Here is a 15,580-nt window from a genome sequence, read left to right as displayed (position 1 = left end):
GCTGGTCTCTGATTTTGGCATGAGCAATTACCTGGACTTTCCCAGCTATGAGGAATTGGTGGAGATGTATCAGGCTAACTTGACCAACAATGATCGGCTCTATGATTCAAGAAACGACCGTCAGCAACTCAAGCAAACGAAAATCCATGCCCACCACCTGATTCAATCCTTTTCCCCTGATGACAAGCTCACACCTGAAGAGATTAACCGTATTGGCTATGAGACCATTAAAGAATTAACAGGTGGGAGTTTTCGTTTTATTGTTGCGACCCACGTTGATAAGGACCATATCCATAACCATATCTTGATTAACGCCGTGGATAAGCAGTCAGACAAAAAACTCAAATGGGACTATGCCCAGGAGAGAAACCTTCGTCTGATTTCAGATCGCATTGCCAAAGAAGCTGGAGCAAAAATCATCACCCCTAATCGTTATTCGCACGAACAGTTTGAAACCTACCGCAAGACCAATCACAAGTTCGAACTCAAGCAGCGACTCTATTTTCTCCTGGAGAACAGCAAGAGCTTTGAGGACTTTGTGTCCAAGGCTCCTGCTCTAAACTTGACGATAGATTTCTCTCGCAAACACGCACGCTTTCTGATGACTGACCGAGACATGAAGCAGGTCATTCGCGGTCATCAGCTGGATAAGCGACAGCCCTACACCGAGGATTATTTTCGGGAGCAGTTTGCGAAACGAGGTATTGAAGAGCGACTGGAGTTTCTTTTACCCAAGGCTAGGAGCCTGGAGCATTTGGTTAAAATGGCAGAGCAGCTGAACCTGATCAGTTCTCCCAAACAGAAACACGTTGTCTTTACTTTATCAGAGAATGGCAGGAGCATAGCCATAAAAAATGAGAAGCTGAGTGCCAAGTGTCTTTACGATGTCCAGTTTTTTGAAGAGTATTTTGATAACAGAGACATCATACCAGACCCTGACTTGGCTAACCTACCCTCAGATTTTAAGAATTATCAAGAAGAGCAGGACCAGGACAAACTTCCTAGTGAGGAACTCTTGACAGCCTATAAGGATTTCAAGGAGAAGCGAGATAAGATTCACGAGTTTGAAGTTGTCCTAGCAGACCACCAGATTGACAAGCTGGTCAAGGACGGCATCTTTATCAGGATGACTTATGGCGTCAAAAAAGACGGCTTGGTCTTTATTCCAAACCGTAACTTAGATATTCATGAGAGCGAACAGGGCAAGTCCTACCATGTCTTTATCCGAGAGACTGCTCAATTTTTCATCTACAATAAAGCGAACTCTGATTTCAACCGCTATATGCGAGGACGTGAAATAATCCGTCAGCTAACTCACGACAGCAAGCATATACCTAAACGCAGACGACCAACCACGACCAGCCTCAAAGAGAAAATAGCAGAGCTTAATCTTTTGATTGACCTGGATACTGACAATAAATCCTATCAAGAGATTAAGAACGAAATGATTCAGGATATTGCTCAACTGGAGTTGATGATTACGGATTATCAGGATAAACTTGCTTACCTTAACAAGGTGGCGGAAGTGTTACTAAATCTTAATAACGCAGACCCAGAAAACCGAAGGCTAGCCCGGTATGATTATGCCAAGATAAATCTGACGGGGGTCACTACACTTGAAGATGTGGCTCATGAGATAAAACATTGCCAAGAAGAGCTAGGTAAATTGATAGATGATTATGAATATGAAGTGAGACGTGTGGAGAAGTTTATGAAGAGCATTGACAGAATGAAACGTAGTCAGAAAAAAACATTTTAGTACAAAATGATTATTTAGATATCCTATAAATAAAATAACTAATTTAGTACTGTTACAAAAAATTTACCAAATACTTTAAAATCCTTTACATGAAGTTGATAGAAACAATTTGCTAAAAGTATTATTATTTCAAGGGAGGGTTCAACAATTATGTAGGTACGTGCAGGAATGAATATATTGAACCTTTGTATTTTTTAGAAACATTATTAAGAAAAAATTTTTTATAAAAAACTTGACACGTTCCAAAAAATCGCTTACAATAATCTTGTAAACAAATAAAGGAGGAAGTCAGATGAATCTTTTACAGAAATATCGAGAAGAAAGGGGGGTGCTAATTGCGGTTCACCGTGGAACAAATGGCGGTAACGTTATCCAAAATACGACCAAGGCTTACCTGAATGCTATTCGACATAAAGGTGATATGGTTGAAGTTGACGTTGTCCGTTCTATTGATGGTGAATTCTTCGCTTTCCATGATGGTCAAGAAAAACTGGTCTTTGATATGAATATTGATCTCCGTCTCTTGCCTTCAGAACAAATTAAAGGTCTACCTTGCTTCAACTCGCTTGCTGAGCCAGTTGACCAAAGGTTAGAGACGATTGAGGAAGTTCTTACCAATCTTGAAGGTAAGAGCCTAATCAACATTGATCGTAGTTGGTTCTATTGGGACACGTTCCTTGATAAACTTAAAACCTATAAGTCATTAGATCAAGTCTTGCTTAAAGCACCAGCAAAAAGAGAGTTGCTGGAGCAATTGCGAAATTCTGGGCTAGATGTTATGTTTATGCCAATCGTCAAAACGGTTGAAGAACTAGAGTTGGTTCTAAACTTTGGAGGTATCAACTTAGTTGCAGTCGAATTGATTTTTGAAGATTTAGACTCAGAATTAGTTAGTCCTGCCACTATGCAACGACTTCGTAATAAAGGCATTCTCACTTGGGTAAATGCTCTACGTCTAAACGACACCATCGTACTGGCTGCAAGAATTGATGATGAAGTAGCTCTGTTTGATAATGGGTATTCTTGGATCAAATTAGTTGAACTTGGTTTTGATATTATTCAAACAGATTGGCCATATTTATTGTATTCTTGCTTAATTGAAAATAACTACAAAAAAATTATTAAATAGGAGAAATTCTCATGAAACACTTTAAAAAACTTTGCATGTTAGCTAGTGCGGCAATCTTGTTGACTGCTTGTGGTACATCTAAATCAGCTGAGCCAGCTAAGGGAAGTGCTCCAGCTGAAATTGACTACTCCCAAGAGATTGTCATCTATTCTAACTCAACAACTGATGGCCGTGGTGATTGGCTTAAAGAAAAAGCTGCTGAAAAAGGCTTTAAAATTTCTTACGTTGACATCTCAGGTGGTGAATTGGCTGACCGCTTGATTGCAGAGAAAAACAATGCGATTGCTGATATGGTATTTGGTTTGAACAACTTGGAGTTCAACCGTATCAAAGATGAAAAACTTCTTGTTAAATACAGTCCAGAGTGGGCAAATGAAGTAGATGCTACACTTGGTGATGCTGACGGCTACTATCACCCAATTGTTGTTCAACCATTGGTACTGATTGGTAATGCAAAAGCTGATATGCCAAGTGACTGGACAGATTTGACAAAAGATGCTTATAAAGGTGCATACGGTATCTCTGGCTTGAACACAGGTACTTCTAAAAATATCTTTGCAAGTATCGTTAGCCGCTATGCTGACGAAAAAGGTGATTTGGGTATCTCTGACGAAGGTTGGGAAGTAGCTAAGAAATACATTCAAAACGCACATACTTACGCACAGGGTGAAGATTATATCTCTGCTCTTATCGATGATAGCACCCCATTGAACTACAGCATGATGTGGGGTTCAGGCGTTCTTCAAAACGAAGCTGAACGTGGCTATAAATTCCAAGTTATGAGCCCTAAAGTAGGTGTTCCTTACGTCACTGAGCAAGTTGGTATTTTGTCAACTAGCAAGAAAGAAGCACTTGTTAAAGAGTTTATCAACTGGTTTGGTAGTGCAGAAGTTCAAAAAGCATGGAGTGATGAGTTTGGTTCAATCCCTGCTAACAAGACAGCCCTTGAAGGTGCTAAATCTGAAATTAAAGACTTTGCAAGCAGCGTTAAACCTCAAGAATTGGATTGGGAGTTCATCGGTGAGAACATTAACTCATGGGTTGAAAAAGCTGAGCTTGAATTCGTAGAATAGTAACATTTAGAAGTGAGGAGAGGTGTATATGATTACCTTTAACGATATACAAATCAAATATGCAGATTTTATTGCGATTGACAATTTGAATTTAGAAATCAAGGAAGGGGAGTTCTTTACATTTCTCGGACCAAGTGGTTGTGGTAAATCAACAACCTTGCGTACCTTAGTGGGGTTCATCAACCCCTCTAAGGGTACCATTCATGTTAATGGTAAGGACATCACGAATTTAGATCCAGAAAAACGTGAGATTGGTATTGTTTTCCAAAGTTATGCCTTGTTCCCTACAATGACAGTTTATGATAATATTGCATTTGGTCTGAAAGTTAAGAAGATTTCTCCTGAAATCATTAAAGCCAAGGTTCATGAGGTTGCTAAAAAAATCAAGATTTCTGATGAGCAACTGAAGCGTAATATTTCAGAGCTCTCCGGTGGACAGCAACAACGTGTTGCTTTAGCAAGGGCTCTGGTCTTAGAACCTAAGATTTTATGTTTGGACGAACCCCTGTCAAACTTGGACGCCAAATTGCGTGTTGATCTGCGTTTAGAGTTGAAGCGACTTCAAAAAGAGTTGGGCATCACAACGCTCTATGTCACTCACGACCAAGAAGAAGCCTTGACCTTATCTGATCGTATTGCGGTCTTTAACAATGGTTTCATTGAACAAGTTGGTACACCATATGAAATTTACAATCGGTCTAAGACAGAATTTGTATGTGATTTCATTGGTGATATCAACCATCTGTCAGAGCAAACCTTGGCTCTACTTGCTAATGGATTGCCAATTTTTGAACCAACAAGTGGCTATGTCCGCTTAGAGCGTGTTAAATTGGAAAGACAATCAGAAAGTGATTTGTCTATCCAAGGGAAGATTATTGATCTGGAATTCAATGGTGTCTTCATTAAATACACTGTTGTATTGGATAATGGACAGCAAGTTAATATCATTGAAAAGAATGATGGGCATTCAAGCCATGTTATCGATGATGTCGTGACTCTATTTATCAATCCGAAAGACATTATGCAATACGGAGGTAAGTAGTATGCTCAAAGATATTAAATGGAAAGACTGGTTACTACGGATAGGTGTTCTGTGGTTACTGGTAGCATTCATCATTTATCCAAATATCGGACTTCTGACAAATGTCTTTTTCAAAGATGGTGAGTTTTCTTTACGAGCCTTAGATAAGATTATGAGTTCAGAGCGTGCTCTTAATAGTATTGCTAACAGTTTTAAATTAGCCATTTCTATGGTAGTAACTGTTAACCTGGTTGGTACTCTCGTCGTTCTCTTGACAGAGTATTGGGATATCAAGGGAGCCAAAGTTCTCAAGCTTGGGTATATGTCTTCTTTGATTTACGGGGGTATCGTTCTCGCTACTGGCTATAAATTTGTTTATGGCAGTAATGGACTGATTACCAAGTTGTTGCTGTCTGTATTTCCTAGTATGAATCCAGATTGGTTTCATGGTTTCGGAGCAGTTTTGTTTATTATGACTTTCGCTTGTACTTCAAACCATATCATGTTCTTGACGAATGCTGTTCGTAGTGTTGACTACCACACTATTGAGGCTTCTCGAAACATGGGTGCGAAACCAATGACCGTATTCTTCAAAGTGGTGTTGCCGACATTCAAGCCGACTTTGTTTGCCTTAACCATTTTGACATTCTTAACTGGTTTGTCAGCAGTTTCTGCCCCACTTATCGTAGGTGGTAAAGAGTTTCAAACGATTAACCCCTTGATCATCAGTTTTGCAAAATCAAATGGTTCACGTGACCTTGCAGCCTTCCTGGCCATTATGTTGGGTTTGGCAACAATCTTATTGTTAACCTTGCTTAACAAGGTAGAAAAAGGCGGTAACTATGTCTCTGTGTCAAAAACAAAAGCTGGTCTGAAAAAACAAGTTATCACATCTCCAGTTTGGAATGCCATTGCTCACATTGTTGCCTACGTGCTATTTGTGATCTATATGCTACCAATTACCCTGGTTGTCCTATATTCCTTCACGGATGCATTGACCATTAAAACTGGTAACTTGAGCTTATCTAGCTTCACTTTGGCAAACTATCAAGAGCTGTTCTCTAACGCGGAGTTCTTTAAACCTTATCTTGTAAGTTTGCTTTATGCGGCATTAGCAGCCTTTGTAGCTACTGTAATTGCAATTGTTATTTCAAGAATTGTTCATAAGAACACTTATAAATTCGATAAATTCTTTGAGTATGGTGCTTTAATCCCTTGGATTTTACCAAGTACACTGATTGCACTTGGCTTGATGTTTACCTTTAATGAGCCTCGTTTGATTGTATTTAACCAGGTTCTGATTGGTACCTTAGGGATGATGCTTATTGCTTACATTATCCAAAAACTTCCGTTTTCCTATCGGATGATTCGAGCAGTATTCTTTAGTATTGATAGTGATATGGAAGAAGCCGCTCGTAGTATGGGAGCATCTAGCTTCTACACTATGGTAAAGGTCATCATTCCGTTTATTATGCCAGTTGTGCTCTCTGTTATGGTACTAAACTTTAACTCACTATTATCGGATTATGATTTATCGGTATTCCTCTACCATCCTCTCTTTAGACCACTTGGTGTTGTCATTAAATCTGCAACTGACGAGACAGCTACCGTCAACGCTATCGCAATGATGTTTGTTTATTCAGTTATCTTGATGATTATGTCAGCCTCTGCCCTTTATCTTAGCCATCGTTTCAGAACTCAAAAAGGAACGAAACGTTAATGGGTGAGTTGGGAGATTTGACTCTACCTACGATTTTAATTAGGGTGACTTTATCAGTCGTTCTAGGTGGAATCATAGGATTTGAACGAGGAGTTAAAAACCAGGCGGCCGGAATTCGTACCTACATTCTTGTTTGTTTAGCTTCAGCTATGGTGATGATGACGAATCAATACATTGTTCTTAAACATGGCTCAGGCGATCCTACACGAATGGGTGCACAAGTTATTAGTGGCTTAGGATTTCTAGGTGCTGGAACAATATTAGTAACAGACAACCAAAAAATTCGAGGTCTAACAACAGCAGCAGGCCTTTGGGCTTCTGCTGTTGTTGGACTAGCTACTGGTATTGGCTTCTACTCAGGTGCCCTCATTTCAACTGTTGCTTTAATAGGTATCATGACCCTATTTGCCCCCCTAAAAGATTACTTAAATAGTAGATCTAAAATTGCAGATTTCCATATTATTTTTAACTCGTTAGAGGGCTTTAATCGTCTCCTTATCTTTTTAAGCACCTCTGATATTAAGATTCTGGATATGCAAAATGGGCTTAGTCATAGTGACAAGAAGAAAGGGATATACCAAGAAGAAGCCAGTCAAGTTTCCTGCTATCTGTCCCTAAAACTTAATGAATCGTTTGATCATTTAAAATTGATGGAAGATTTATCTAGGATACCAGGTGTAATTTATTTAGAGGAATTGAAATAAGGTGTTGTCTAGACAGCACCTTATTTTATAAAGTGACTACGAAAATTCAGTGTATTTTGGTAGAATGGTAAGTGAAATAATATTGCTGTAAAGTGAAAAAAGAGGTGTGGAATGAATTTAGTCTTTGATTTTGGAAATGTGATTATTGAGTGGGACAAGGAAGTATTTTTGAAGACTTTATTACCTGATGATGAATCACGTTGTCGAGTAGATACTGCTATTTTTGGTTCAGGGTTATGGGAAGAGATGGATGCCGGACTGTATACTGTTGAAGAAGTTGAAAATAAAGTTAATGAGGAATTATCACATGAATTTGAGGAAGAAGTTCATCAAATCATGTGGTATTGGTATCGTTATGTCAGATTCTATGATGATGTTGTTAAAAAAATGGCTTCATTAAAGCAACATGGACATCAGCTATACATTCTTTCCAATACTTCTCAATTATTTTATCCGTGTATGGAAGAACGAGCACCAGAACTCGCATCAATTTTGGATGGTAAAATTTTATCTTATGAGGTTAAGCAATCCAAGCCAGCACCTGAGATTTATCGAACGTTATTGACTACATTTGGTCTTGAACCCAGTCACACTTATTTCTTTGATGACTTAGAGAAGAACCTTGAGGCTGCCCGAGATCAAGGAATAAATACTTATCAGGTAACAGATATATCATTATTTTTAGAGTATTTGGATGGTTTTTTAAATTAAGAGGCTAAGTTATGGTTACTATTAAAGATATCGCTCGTGAGGCTGGAGTGTCACATGGTACAGCATCAAATGTCTTAAATAAACGAGGAAATGTTCGAGCTTCAAAAATTAAGTTGGTAGAAGAGGCGGCAAAGCGTCTGGGGTACCAATTAAATTCACAAGCTCAGGTCTTGAGAAAAGGATTGTCAAAAAAAGTCTGTGTTTTTATTCCGTATTTTGGTCGTTTTCATTACACAGACCTCATTGATTTTCTAGTGACCTTTGATAGTGATGATTATGATATTGAATTAGTTTATTTCAAAAATCAGATTGATTTAGATGAACGGATTTTAAAGATTAGTTCACTTTTACCCCTTGCTGTGGTTTGTGTTGGGCTTGAGCCGACACGTGTGACAGACTTGGAGAAACAAGGAACTAAACTCCTTCTCGTTGATACCGAGAACTATGCTGGCATTAACTTTGATAGTGACCGTATCCAAGCACTTGTGTTAAATTTTTTAGAAGCTCGTTCCAATGGGATTGTTACACTCATCAGTCCCTATGCAGGTTTTTCTCTCTTTGAGAAACTGCATCGAACGTTGCTTAAGTCAGATTTCAGAGTACGATTGTTGACAGATTCTGACAATAACAATTTTGTGATGACGTACTCAAAATTGTCTCATTTAACGGCTAATGACACCTTAGTTGTCTCTGATAGGAAGGTTGCTAAGGAACTAAACGATTTATTTGATTGGTTTGGGAAAACAAATAGGCCTCATATTTTAGTTTTAGGTTGCCGTGATATCATCGGGCAGCATAATACCTCTTATTTGAAATTAGATTATAAATTAGTTGCGAAGCGGGTACTAACTGCTCTGGAGACTAATGATTATTCTCTTATTGAGCTTAAAGGTATTGAGAGTAATAATGAGGAAATTTGTCATAAAGTTGCTTTAACCCTAACTCTTGCAATCGTTGAATCACCCATGTCAAATGCCATTAAGGTACTTGTGGAAAAATACAAGACCCTGACAGGCATTACTATTCAGATTGAAGAATTCACCTATCAAGAATTGCTTGCCAACTTATCAAATCGAGAATTTTTGAATCGAGTTGATTTAATCCGTGTAGACATGGCCTGGTTACCAAATTTTGCCGAAACAATTTTTCGGGAGGTGACAAATCAGGAGATCGCACAGTTAATCAACAGTAAGTTGATGTCTGATATTGCCTTAGAGTATAGCTATCAGTCCGATAGGCAATACACTTTCCCATTCGATATCTCCAGCCAAGTCTTAGTTTATCGGAAAGATCTATTTGATAATACGTTGCTCCAGCGGCAGTTTTACGAGAAGTTCAAAAAACAATTGGATGTGCCAAAAACTTTTGAAGAGTTTGATCGCGTGTCGTCTTTCTTTAGTAAGTCTTTCAACAAAGATTCGCAGACTGATTTCGGCCATACACTAGCAGTTAAGACCCCTATCGTTGCAACATGTGACTTTATGCCAAGATATAGAGAAAAGTTATTAAAGAATAATATGGACTTATCTGTTATCAATGAGGCATTTAAAGACTACAAAAATAGCGTGACATTTACTAACGGTAAACTAGATTTATGGTGGGAAGATCATGTTAGACATTTACGTCTAGGTCATACCGCAATGGAAATCGTCTTTTCAAACTATATCTCACCACTGTTCTCAGGATCAGAAAAACATGATGTTACCTACCAATTTGATATTGCCAGTGTTCCAGGTAAACAAGCGATGACCGGAGGTGGTTCTATTGGCATTAGTAGATTCTCCGCTCAGGTCACTCACTGCTTAAACTTTTTAAATTGGCTGTATTCTCCAGAGGTTTCTCGTCTATTGGCCTACCTTGGGGGTGTACTTCCTGTAGAAACAGTTATTGGGGACACTAATCTTGGGCAAATGTATCCATGGTTTGAGAATTTTAAGGAGACCTTCAGTCAGGGTAGTAGAAGTAACTGGCATGATTTTGTTACTGATTTAGATTTTGAAAATATATTAGGACAAGAGTTAATTGAGAGATTTTCTGAATGAAATAGTGGCAGTTAGTCTAATGGCTAATTGCTTCTTTTTTCCAAAAAATTTCACTTTATAAAGTGAAAATCCTTTCATTGAAACCGCATATCATTCCCTTTATAATTAACTTATAAAAACAAAGTTTTTATTTAATTAAAATAAAGCAGGAGGATAATATGTCAGACGGTATTGCATTACTACTAATGTCTCATGGTAATTTTGCGAAGGCTGCAATTGATAGTGCAGAGTTGATTGTAGGTAAGCAGACCAACTTTGAGACATTAGAAGTATATACAGTTGACGATGTCGAGGTTCTAAAAGAAGAGATGCTTCAAAAGATTTCCTCGTTGGATACAACTAAAGGACTGGTTGTTCTTACGGATATTATCGGAGGAACTCCAATAAATTTAGCATCACAACTTTTATCTCAGGAAAAAGTAGTAGTTGTCTCAGGGTTGAATCTACCCATGCTTTTAGAAGTTCTGATGAATCGTGGACAACAAATTGAATCATTAGCTGCTGTATTAAAGACAGCTTATGACCAAGGATTTAGTGTCAGGACTAAACAAGATTTAATTGAAGAAGGAGAAGAAGATGACTATAGTCTTTAGTAGGATAGATGATCGTTTAATTCACGGTCAAGTAGTTACGACCTGGGTTAATATGCATAAGATTGAGCAAATTATTGTTTTGAATGATAAAGTTGCTGGCGACAAAACTCAAAAAAGTATTTTGACTATGGCAGCTCCACAAGGAATTTCTGTAAAAGCATTTCCTGTTGAAAAATTTGGTGAAATTATCAAAACAAACAAAATTACTAGACGAACAATGCTACTATTTACGACTAGTGAAGATGTATTAAGAGCTTACGAAGCTGGTGTTCCAATTCCTTCTCTTAATGTGGGTGGAATGAGGTTCCAAGAAGGTAGGGAGAAGCTAACTAAGTCAGTTGCTGTTACACCTTCCGAGAAGGAAGCATTCAAGAAATTATTGGAAAACTCAGTGGAAGTAACAATTCAGATGGTTCCAAACGACGAAAAAATTAGATTAGAGGAGGTCATTTTATGATTCAGGCATTACTAATTGCAGCGTGGGCTGGTCTATGTGCAATTGATGATATTGGTACTCAAATGTTGAGACGTCCCTTGCTGATTGCTCCCGTTATCGGCTTGATAATGGGAGATGTACAAACATCATTACTCATTGGTGCTTCACTAGAAGTTATGTGGATGGGTATCGGTAACGTTGGAGCTTATTCAGCACCTGACATCATTTCAGGTACTGCAATCGGGACGGCATTAGGTCTTGCATCAGGTGGTGTTGCGACTGCTGTAGTAGTTGCGGTTCCAGCTTCTCTATTAGCTCAACAATTACTCGTACTATATCGTTCAAGTATTGTTTATTTGAATCCAATCGCTGAAAAAATCGCAGAGACTGGTGACTTTAGTAAAGTTTATCGTATTAACTATATTCCAATGGTAATTGCCTTCCTTATTCGTGCAGTTCCAACTTTCATTGCTGTATATCTCGGTGCTGGTATAGTAGACCAAGTTGTTGCTGCACTTCCAAAAGAAATTATGTCAGGTCTTTCAGTAGCAGGTAAGATTATTTCTGCTGTGGGTATTGGTCTCTTGATGCTGATGATGTTGAAAAAAGCTGAGCTTTGGACATTCCTAATCGCTGGTTTTGCTCTAGCAGTTTATCTGCAGCTTTCAGTTTTACCAATCACTCTAATCGCTTTACCGATTGCTTTGATTTACGACTTGGCAACTCAAAAAGCTCAAGTTAAAGAAGTTGTCGGACAAATTGATAATGATGAGGAGGACTATGATCTATGAGTAACAAAATTACAAAGCAAGATTTAAACAAAGTATTTTGGAGAATGCAATTACTAAACGTAACTAATAACTTCCAATCAATGCAAGCTATTGGTTTCTTGTCAAGTTTCACACCCATTCTTGAGCGTTTGTACAAGGATAAGCCAAAAGAGTTGCGTGTGAAAGCTATGAAGCGCCATCTTGAATTCTTTAACAGTCATGTTAACTCAGATGCCTTGATTCTTGGAATTGCAGCTGCCGTGGAAGAAACGACAACTGAAGATCAGAAGGATACTGTAACTGGTATCAAAACTGGCCTAATGGGACCACTCGCAGGTATTGGTGATAGTGTATTGAAATTCACTTGGTTACCAATTTGCGGAAGTATTGGTGCAGCCCTAGCATTAAGTGGTAGTGTCCTCGGTCCGATTGTAATGTTCTTACTCTATAACTTTGTAAACATTGCGTCTAAATATTATGGTATCCACTTAGGTCACGCTAAAGGTGTAGAATTGATTGAAGGAGTAGGTGGCAATATCCTGCAACGTCTATCAAATATTGCGAATATTGTCGGTCTTATGGTTATTGGAGGACTTATTGCTTCTGTCGTTAAAGTAAATGTTATCTCTGAAATTAAGGCTGGTGACAACGTTATCCTCTTCCAAGAAATGTTTGACAAAGTTATGCCTGGGCTGTTTAGCATTCTGTTAACTTTTGTTATCTATAAAATTTTGAAGAAAACAAATGGCAAACATGCTCCACTATTGATCTTTGGAATTATGGTTATTTCTATCCTCTTGACTTATTTGAAAGTGTTAGGTTAGATTATGGCTAAAGAGTTTGAAGTGAAACAGTTTCAGAAGAATATCTACACTTTTATTAGAGAAAGTGATTCTGAAAATGGAGAAGTCGAAGTATTTCTGTTAAGTAGCTCAGACGGTGAGCCAATTAAGTTTCTAAAGAAAACTGATGATAATAAATTTGAAATTCTGCTAGAGTTAGATAGAAGACCGTATTTCCTGATTAAATCCAAGTCAGGCGAGTACAAAGTTGCTGAAAGAACTTTACCAGTGTCTGGAATGAATAATTTTAGAGATATGGGTGGTTACAAAGCTAATAACGGTAAGAGAGTAAAATGGGGGGGGTTATATCGTTCTGATTATATTCACAATGCAACAGAAGATGGTTTAGAATATCTAAGACAGTTGAACTTAAAGACAATTGTTGATTATAGGAGTGATAATGAGGTGTCAAAGTACCCCAATCCTATAATTCATACAGGTGTCACGAGCTTTTAACTAGATCCATCTGCTCATGTTGCAGAGCTCGCAGCTCAATTTCAGTCTTCTAAAGAGGATGAGGACATTAACCTTATCAATAAAATAATTGAGCAACAAAAATCAGGACAATTAGTTGATCACTCAGAAGTTGTCTATTCACAATATAGAACATTTGCAGAAGGTAAAGAATCTAAAGCAGCATTTTCTAAAATGCTAACGGTTCTTGCAAATCCAAATTCACCAGCTAGTGTTCAGCATTGTAGAGGAGGCAAAGATCGTACTGGTTACGGAGCTATGCTACTCTTAGGAATTCTCGGTGTCAGTAAGGAGGATTTAATTCAAGATTATCTAATTACTGGAAAAAATCGTGAGGAACGAAATAGAGTAAAAATGGAAGGGTATAGAAAACTAACAACAGATGAAAAAGTGTTAGACCATCTCTATTCTTTTATTGATACAAAGTCAGATTTTATTGAAGCCTCTATCAATTCCATTTTTGATGGTTATGGTTCAATTGAGCAATATGCTATCTCAGAGTTAGATATTGATAAGGAAATTATCGATAGACTTAGAGAAATGTATTTAGAGTAAAATATAGGAGGATAATATCGTGGGTAAGGAAGTATTGGAGAGACTAAAAATCTTAGATAGCAAACCTAGACTTAAGGCGTTATTTATCCTCCTTTTTCGTTCGGAAGATTTTGTAACGAGTTCGTATATAGCTGAAAAGTTAAATGTAACATCACGAACAATAAAATCAGATATCAATGAATTAAAATCATGTATCCAGGATTTAGGAAGTATTGAATCCAAACGGTCATTTGGTTACAAATTGCATATCAATAATCCTAGTTATATAGAGCAAATCAAAGAGCTATTTCAGATATTTCCCTCTGTCAAGTTAGAAAATGAGAAAGATACATTTGTCTTACATATTCTTAGAAGGCTGGTATCATCTACAATACCGCTCAAAATTGAAGACTTTCAGAGTGAACTACTCACGACTAGTCCTTTGACAAGAGAATTACAGGAGGTGAAAAATCTCGTTTCGAAATATGGACTAACACTCCAGATGCGTCCGAAGTATGGTATCGAGATTGTTGGCCCACAATTTAAGAAAGTGATGCTGACAATAAGAATATATAGGTATTTTGATAGATACACTACTTATAAGTCAGGGGTACCTGACTATGAAAATTTGTTTGCTTGTTCCGATTTTGACAAGGAACTTATCCGAAAAACAATTTTAAGCTCAATTACTAAATCTCGGATAGTTTTTTCGGACCTTAATATTGAAAGATTTATCATCTATTTAATTTATTTCCGAAATAATTATTATCAGAAAAATCAGGATCTAGAACTACAACCAATAAATTTTTGTTATAAATCTACGGATGAACATAAATTGATTGTTGAAATTATTGAGAAATTAAATAGCCGTCTGTATGGATTTGTTTTCGAAAAAGAAATAATTCAGTTTTTAACTTACATTGCTGTTATAAGTACGGATTTATATAGATTCTCAGATTGTTCTAGTGAAAATTATAGTCAGCTTATTATACTTGCTCAAGAAACAAGAAACTTTATCCTTAGAGAGTTATCAGATTACTTCCGATTTGATTTCTTTGAAGATTACACTTGTTTTAAAGATACTTTGAAAATAATGCTTCCGATTAGCTTAAAGATACTGCTGAAAGTATCTGACAGTATTGATTTACGCTATAAGGATTTTAGTAGGAACGATGAGCAACCAATTTTAAGGTATTTCGTAGAGAAATTATCTTGAATCGGTTACACTAAACTAGACAGAATTTATAAAGTGTTCTACACTAAANTTGAATCGGTTACACTAAACTAGACAGAATTTATAAAGTGTTCTACACTAAAGAAAACAGGAGAACTCTATGTCTAGAAAAATCCGTCGTCAATTTAGTGATGACTTTAAGCAACAAATTGTTGAAAAGGGTTGCCTTTTCAAAACAAGTACACCTTAAATCGTTGGATTGCTGAAATGAGGGAACATAGAGAATTTAAGCAATTCATCATAAATCCCACTCATAAATTAGTTTTTATAAATCTTGATGGCTTTGAGGAGTTTTTACGATGGAAGCAACGAATAGCGGTCAAATAAAGGAAATCGTGCTATAATAGTAGATGGCTATTTATTCTACTAGAACTATTTCGGTTTTCTTTTTTATTTGAGAGGATGGAAGTATGTATGAATCGGTTACACTAAACTAGACAGAATTTATAAAGTGTTCTACACTAAAGAAAACAGGAGAACTCTATGTCTAGAAAAATCCGTCGTCAATTTAGTGATGACTTTAAGCAACAAATTGTTG

At 37.2% G+C, this 15,580-nt stretch carries 13 protein-coding genes and 2 pseudogenes; all 15 read left to right on the top strand.

Features of this window, described 5'->3' with window-relative positions:
• A partial coding sequence (locus ACERC5_RS08575; protein ID WP_373660567.1) for an SAG1250 family conjugative relaxase occupies positions 1-1,759 on the top strand: 1,759 nt, incomplete at its 5' end.
• A 292-nt stretch (positions 1,760-2,051) separates the two neighbouring features.
• Positions 2,052-2,888: a glycerophosphodiester phosphodiesterase family protein gene (locus ACERC5_RS08570; RefSeq protein ID WP_373659410.1), complete on the top strand. Its 837-nt coding sequence runs from the start codon at positions 2,052-2,054 to the stop codon at positions 2,886-2,888.
• A gap of 11 nt (positions 2,889-2,899) precedes the next feature.
• Positions 2,900-3,961, top strand: coding sequence for an extracellular solute-binding protein (locus tag ACERC5_RS08565; protein WP_373659409.1), 1,062 nt, complete (start codon positions 2,900-2,902; stop codon positions 3,959-3,961).
• 28 nt (positions 3,962-3,989) lie between these two features.
• Complete coding sequence (locus ACERC5_RS08560; protein ID WP_373660566.1) at positions 3,990-5,003, top strand: ABC transporter ATP-binding protein; 1,014 nt, start codon at positions 3,990-3,992, stop codon at positions 5,001-5,003.
• 1 nt (position 5,004) lies between these two features.
• On the top strand, positions 5,005-6,702 hold the full coding sequence (locus tag ACERC5_RS08555) for an ABC transporter permease (RefSeq protein WP_373659406.1): 1,698 nt from the start codon (positions 5,005-5,007) through the stop codon (positions 6,700-6,702).
• Positions 6,702-7,406 carry an MgtC/SapB family protein gene (locus ACERC5_RS08550; protein WP_155963011.1) on the top strand — a complete coding sequence of 235 codons (705 nt, stop codon included), beginning with the start codon at positions 6,702-6,704 and terminating at the stop codon, positions 7,404-7,406. The genes ACERC5_RS08555 and ACERC5_RS08550 overlap by 1 nt, the downstream gene beginning before the upstream one ends.
• Before the next feature lie 111 nt (positions 7,407-7,517).
• Positions 7,518-8,117, top strand: a complete 600-nt coding sequence (locus ACERC5_RS08545) for an HAD family hydrolase (protein ID WP_373659405.1) — start codon at positions 7,518-7,520, stop codon at positions 8,115-8,117.
• 11 nt (positions 8,118-8,128) lie between these two features.
• Positions 8,129-10,159: an extracellular solute-binding protein gene (locus ACERC5_RS08540; protein ID WP_373660565.1), complete on the top strand. Its 2,031-nt coding sequence runs from the start codon at positions 8,129-8,131 to the stop codon at positions 10,157-10,159.
• Between the two features lie 158 nt (positions 10,160-10,317).
• Positions 10,318-10,752, top strand: coding sequence for a PTS sugar transporter subunit IIA (locus ACERC5_RS08535; protein ID WP_373659403.1), 435 nt, complete (start codon positions 10,318-10,320; stop codon positions 10,750-10,752).
• Complete coding sequence (locus ACERC5_RS08530; protein WP_373659402.1) at positions 10,736-11,209, top strand: PTS system mannose/fructose/N-acetylgalactosamine-transporter subunit IIB; 474 nt, start codon at positions 10,736-10,738, stop codon at positions 11,207-11,209. The genes ACERC5_RS08535 and ACERC5_RS08530 overlap by 17 nt, the downstream gene beginning before the upstream one ends.
• Positions 11,206-11,979: a PTS mannose/fructose/sorbose/N-acetylgalactosamine transporter subunit IIC gene (locus ACERC5_RS08525; protein ID WP_373659401.1), complete on the top strand. Its 774-nt coding sequence runs from the start codon at positions 11,206-11,208 to the stop codon at positions 11,977-11,979. Before ACERC5_RS08530 ends, ACERC5_RS08525 begins: the two co-directional genes overlap by 4 nt.
• Complete coding sequence (locus ACERC5_RS08520) at positions 11,976-12,782, top strand: PTS system mannose/fructose/sorbose family transporter subunit IID (protein WP_373659399.1); 807 nt, start codon at positions 11,976-11,978, stop codon at positions 12,780-12,782. Before ACERC5_RS08525 ends, ACERC5_RS08520 begins: the two co-directional genes overlap by 4 nt.
• A 3-nt stretch (positions 12,783-12,785) precedes the next feature.
• Positions 12,786-13,829: pseudogene (locus tag ACERC5_RS08515) on the top strand (tyrosine-protein phosphatase).
• A gap of 19 nt (positions 13,830-13,848) precedes the next feature.
• Positions 13,849-15,024, top strand: coding sequence for an HTH domain-containing protein (locus ACERC5_RS08510; RefSeq protein ID WP_373659398.1), 1,176 nt, complete (start codon positions 13,849-13,851; stop codon positions 15,022-15,024).
• A gap of 192 nt (positions 15,025-15,216) precedes the next feature.
• Positions 15,217-15,369: pseudogene (locus ACERC5_RS08505) on the top strand (DNA-binding protein); the annotation flags it as partial.
• Positions 15,370-15,580: the final 211 nt, after the last annotated feature.

This window comes from Streptococcus sp. E24BD (genome assembly GCF_041807825.1).
In the GTDB taxonomy this organism is placed as follows: Bacteria; Bacillota; Bacilli; order Lactobacillales; family Streptococcaceae; genus Streptococcus; species Streptococcus entericus.
This window is presented reverse-complemented; position numbering and strand designations above follow the sequence as displayed.

Excerpts from the sequence above, each read along its gene's own strand:
- ACERC5_RS08535 (WP_373659403.1), top strand. The coding sequence starts at position 10,318 with ATGTCAGACGGTATTGCATTACTACTAATGTCTCATGGTAATTTTGCG.
- ACERC5_RS08520 (WP_373659399.1), top strand. The coding sequence starts at position 11,976 with ATGAGTAACAAAATTACAAAGCAAGATTTAAACAAAGTATTTTGGAGA.
- ACERC5_RS08550 (WP_155963011.1), top strand. The coding sequence starts at position 6,702 with ATGGGTGAGTTGGGAGATTTGACTCTACCTACGATTTTAATTAGGGTG.
- ACERC5_RS08525 (WP_373659401.1), top strand. The coding sequence starts at position 11,206 with ATGATTCAGGCATTACTAATTGCAGCGTGGGCTGGTCTATGTGCAATT.
- ACERC5_RS08570 (WP_373659410.1), top strand. The coding sequence starts at position 2,052 with ATGAATCTTTTACAGAAATATCGAGAAGAAAGGGGGGTGCTAATTGCG.
- ACERC5_RS08555 (WP_373659406.1), top strand. The coding sequence starts at position 5,005 with ATGCTCAAAGATATTAAATGGAAAGACTGGTTACTACGGATAGGTGTT.
- ACERC5_RS08560 (WP_373660566.1), top strand. The coding sequence starts at position 3,990 with ATGATTACCTTTAACGATATACAAATCAAATATGCAGATTTTATTGCG.
- ACERC5_RS08540 (WP_373660565.1), top strand. The coding sequence starts at position 8,129 with ATGGTTACTATTAAAGATATCGCTCGTGAGGCTGGAGTGTCACATGGT.
- ACERC5_RS08545 (WP_373659405.1), top strand. The coding sequence starts at position 7,518 with ATGAATTTAGTCTTTGATTTTGGAAATGTGATTATTGAGTGGGACAAG.
- ACERC5_RS08530 (WP_373659402.1), top strand. The coding sequence starts at position 10,736 with ATGACTATAGTCTTTAGTAGGATAGATGATCGTTTAATTCACGGTCAA.
- ACERC5_RS08565 (WP_373659409.1), top strand. The coding sequence starts at position 2,900 with ATGAAACACTTTAAAAAACTTTGCATGTTAGCTAGTGCGGCAATCTTG.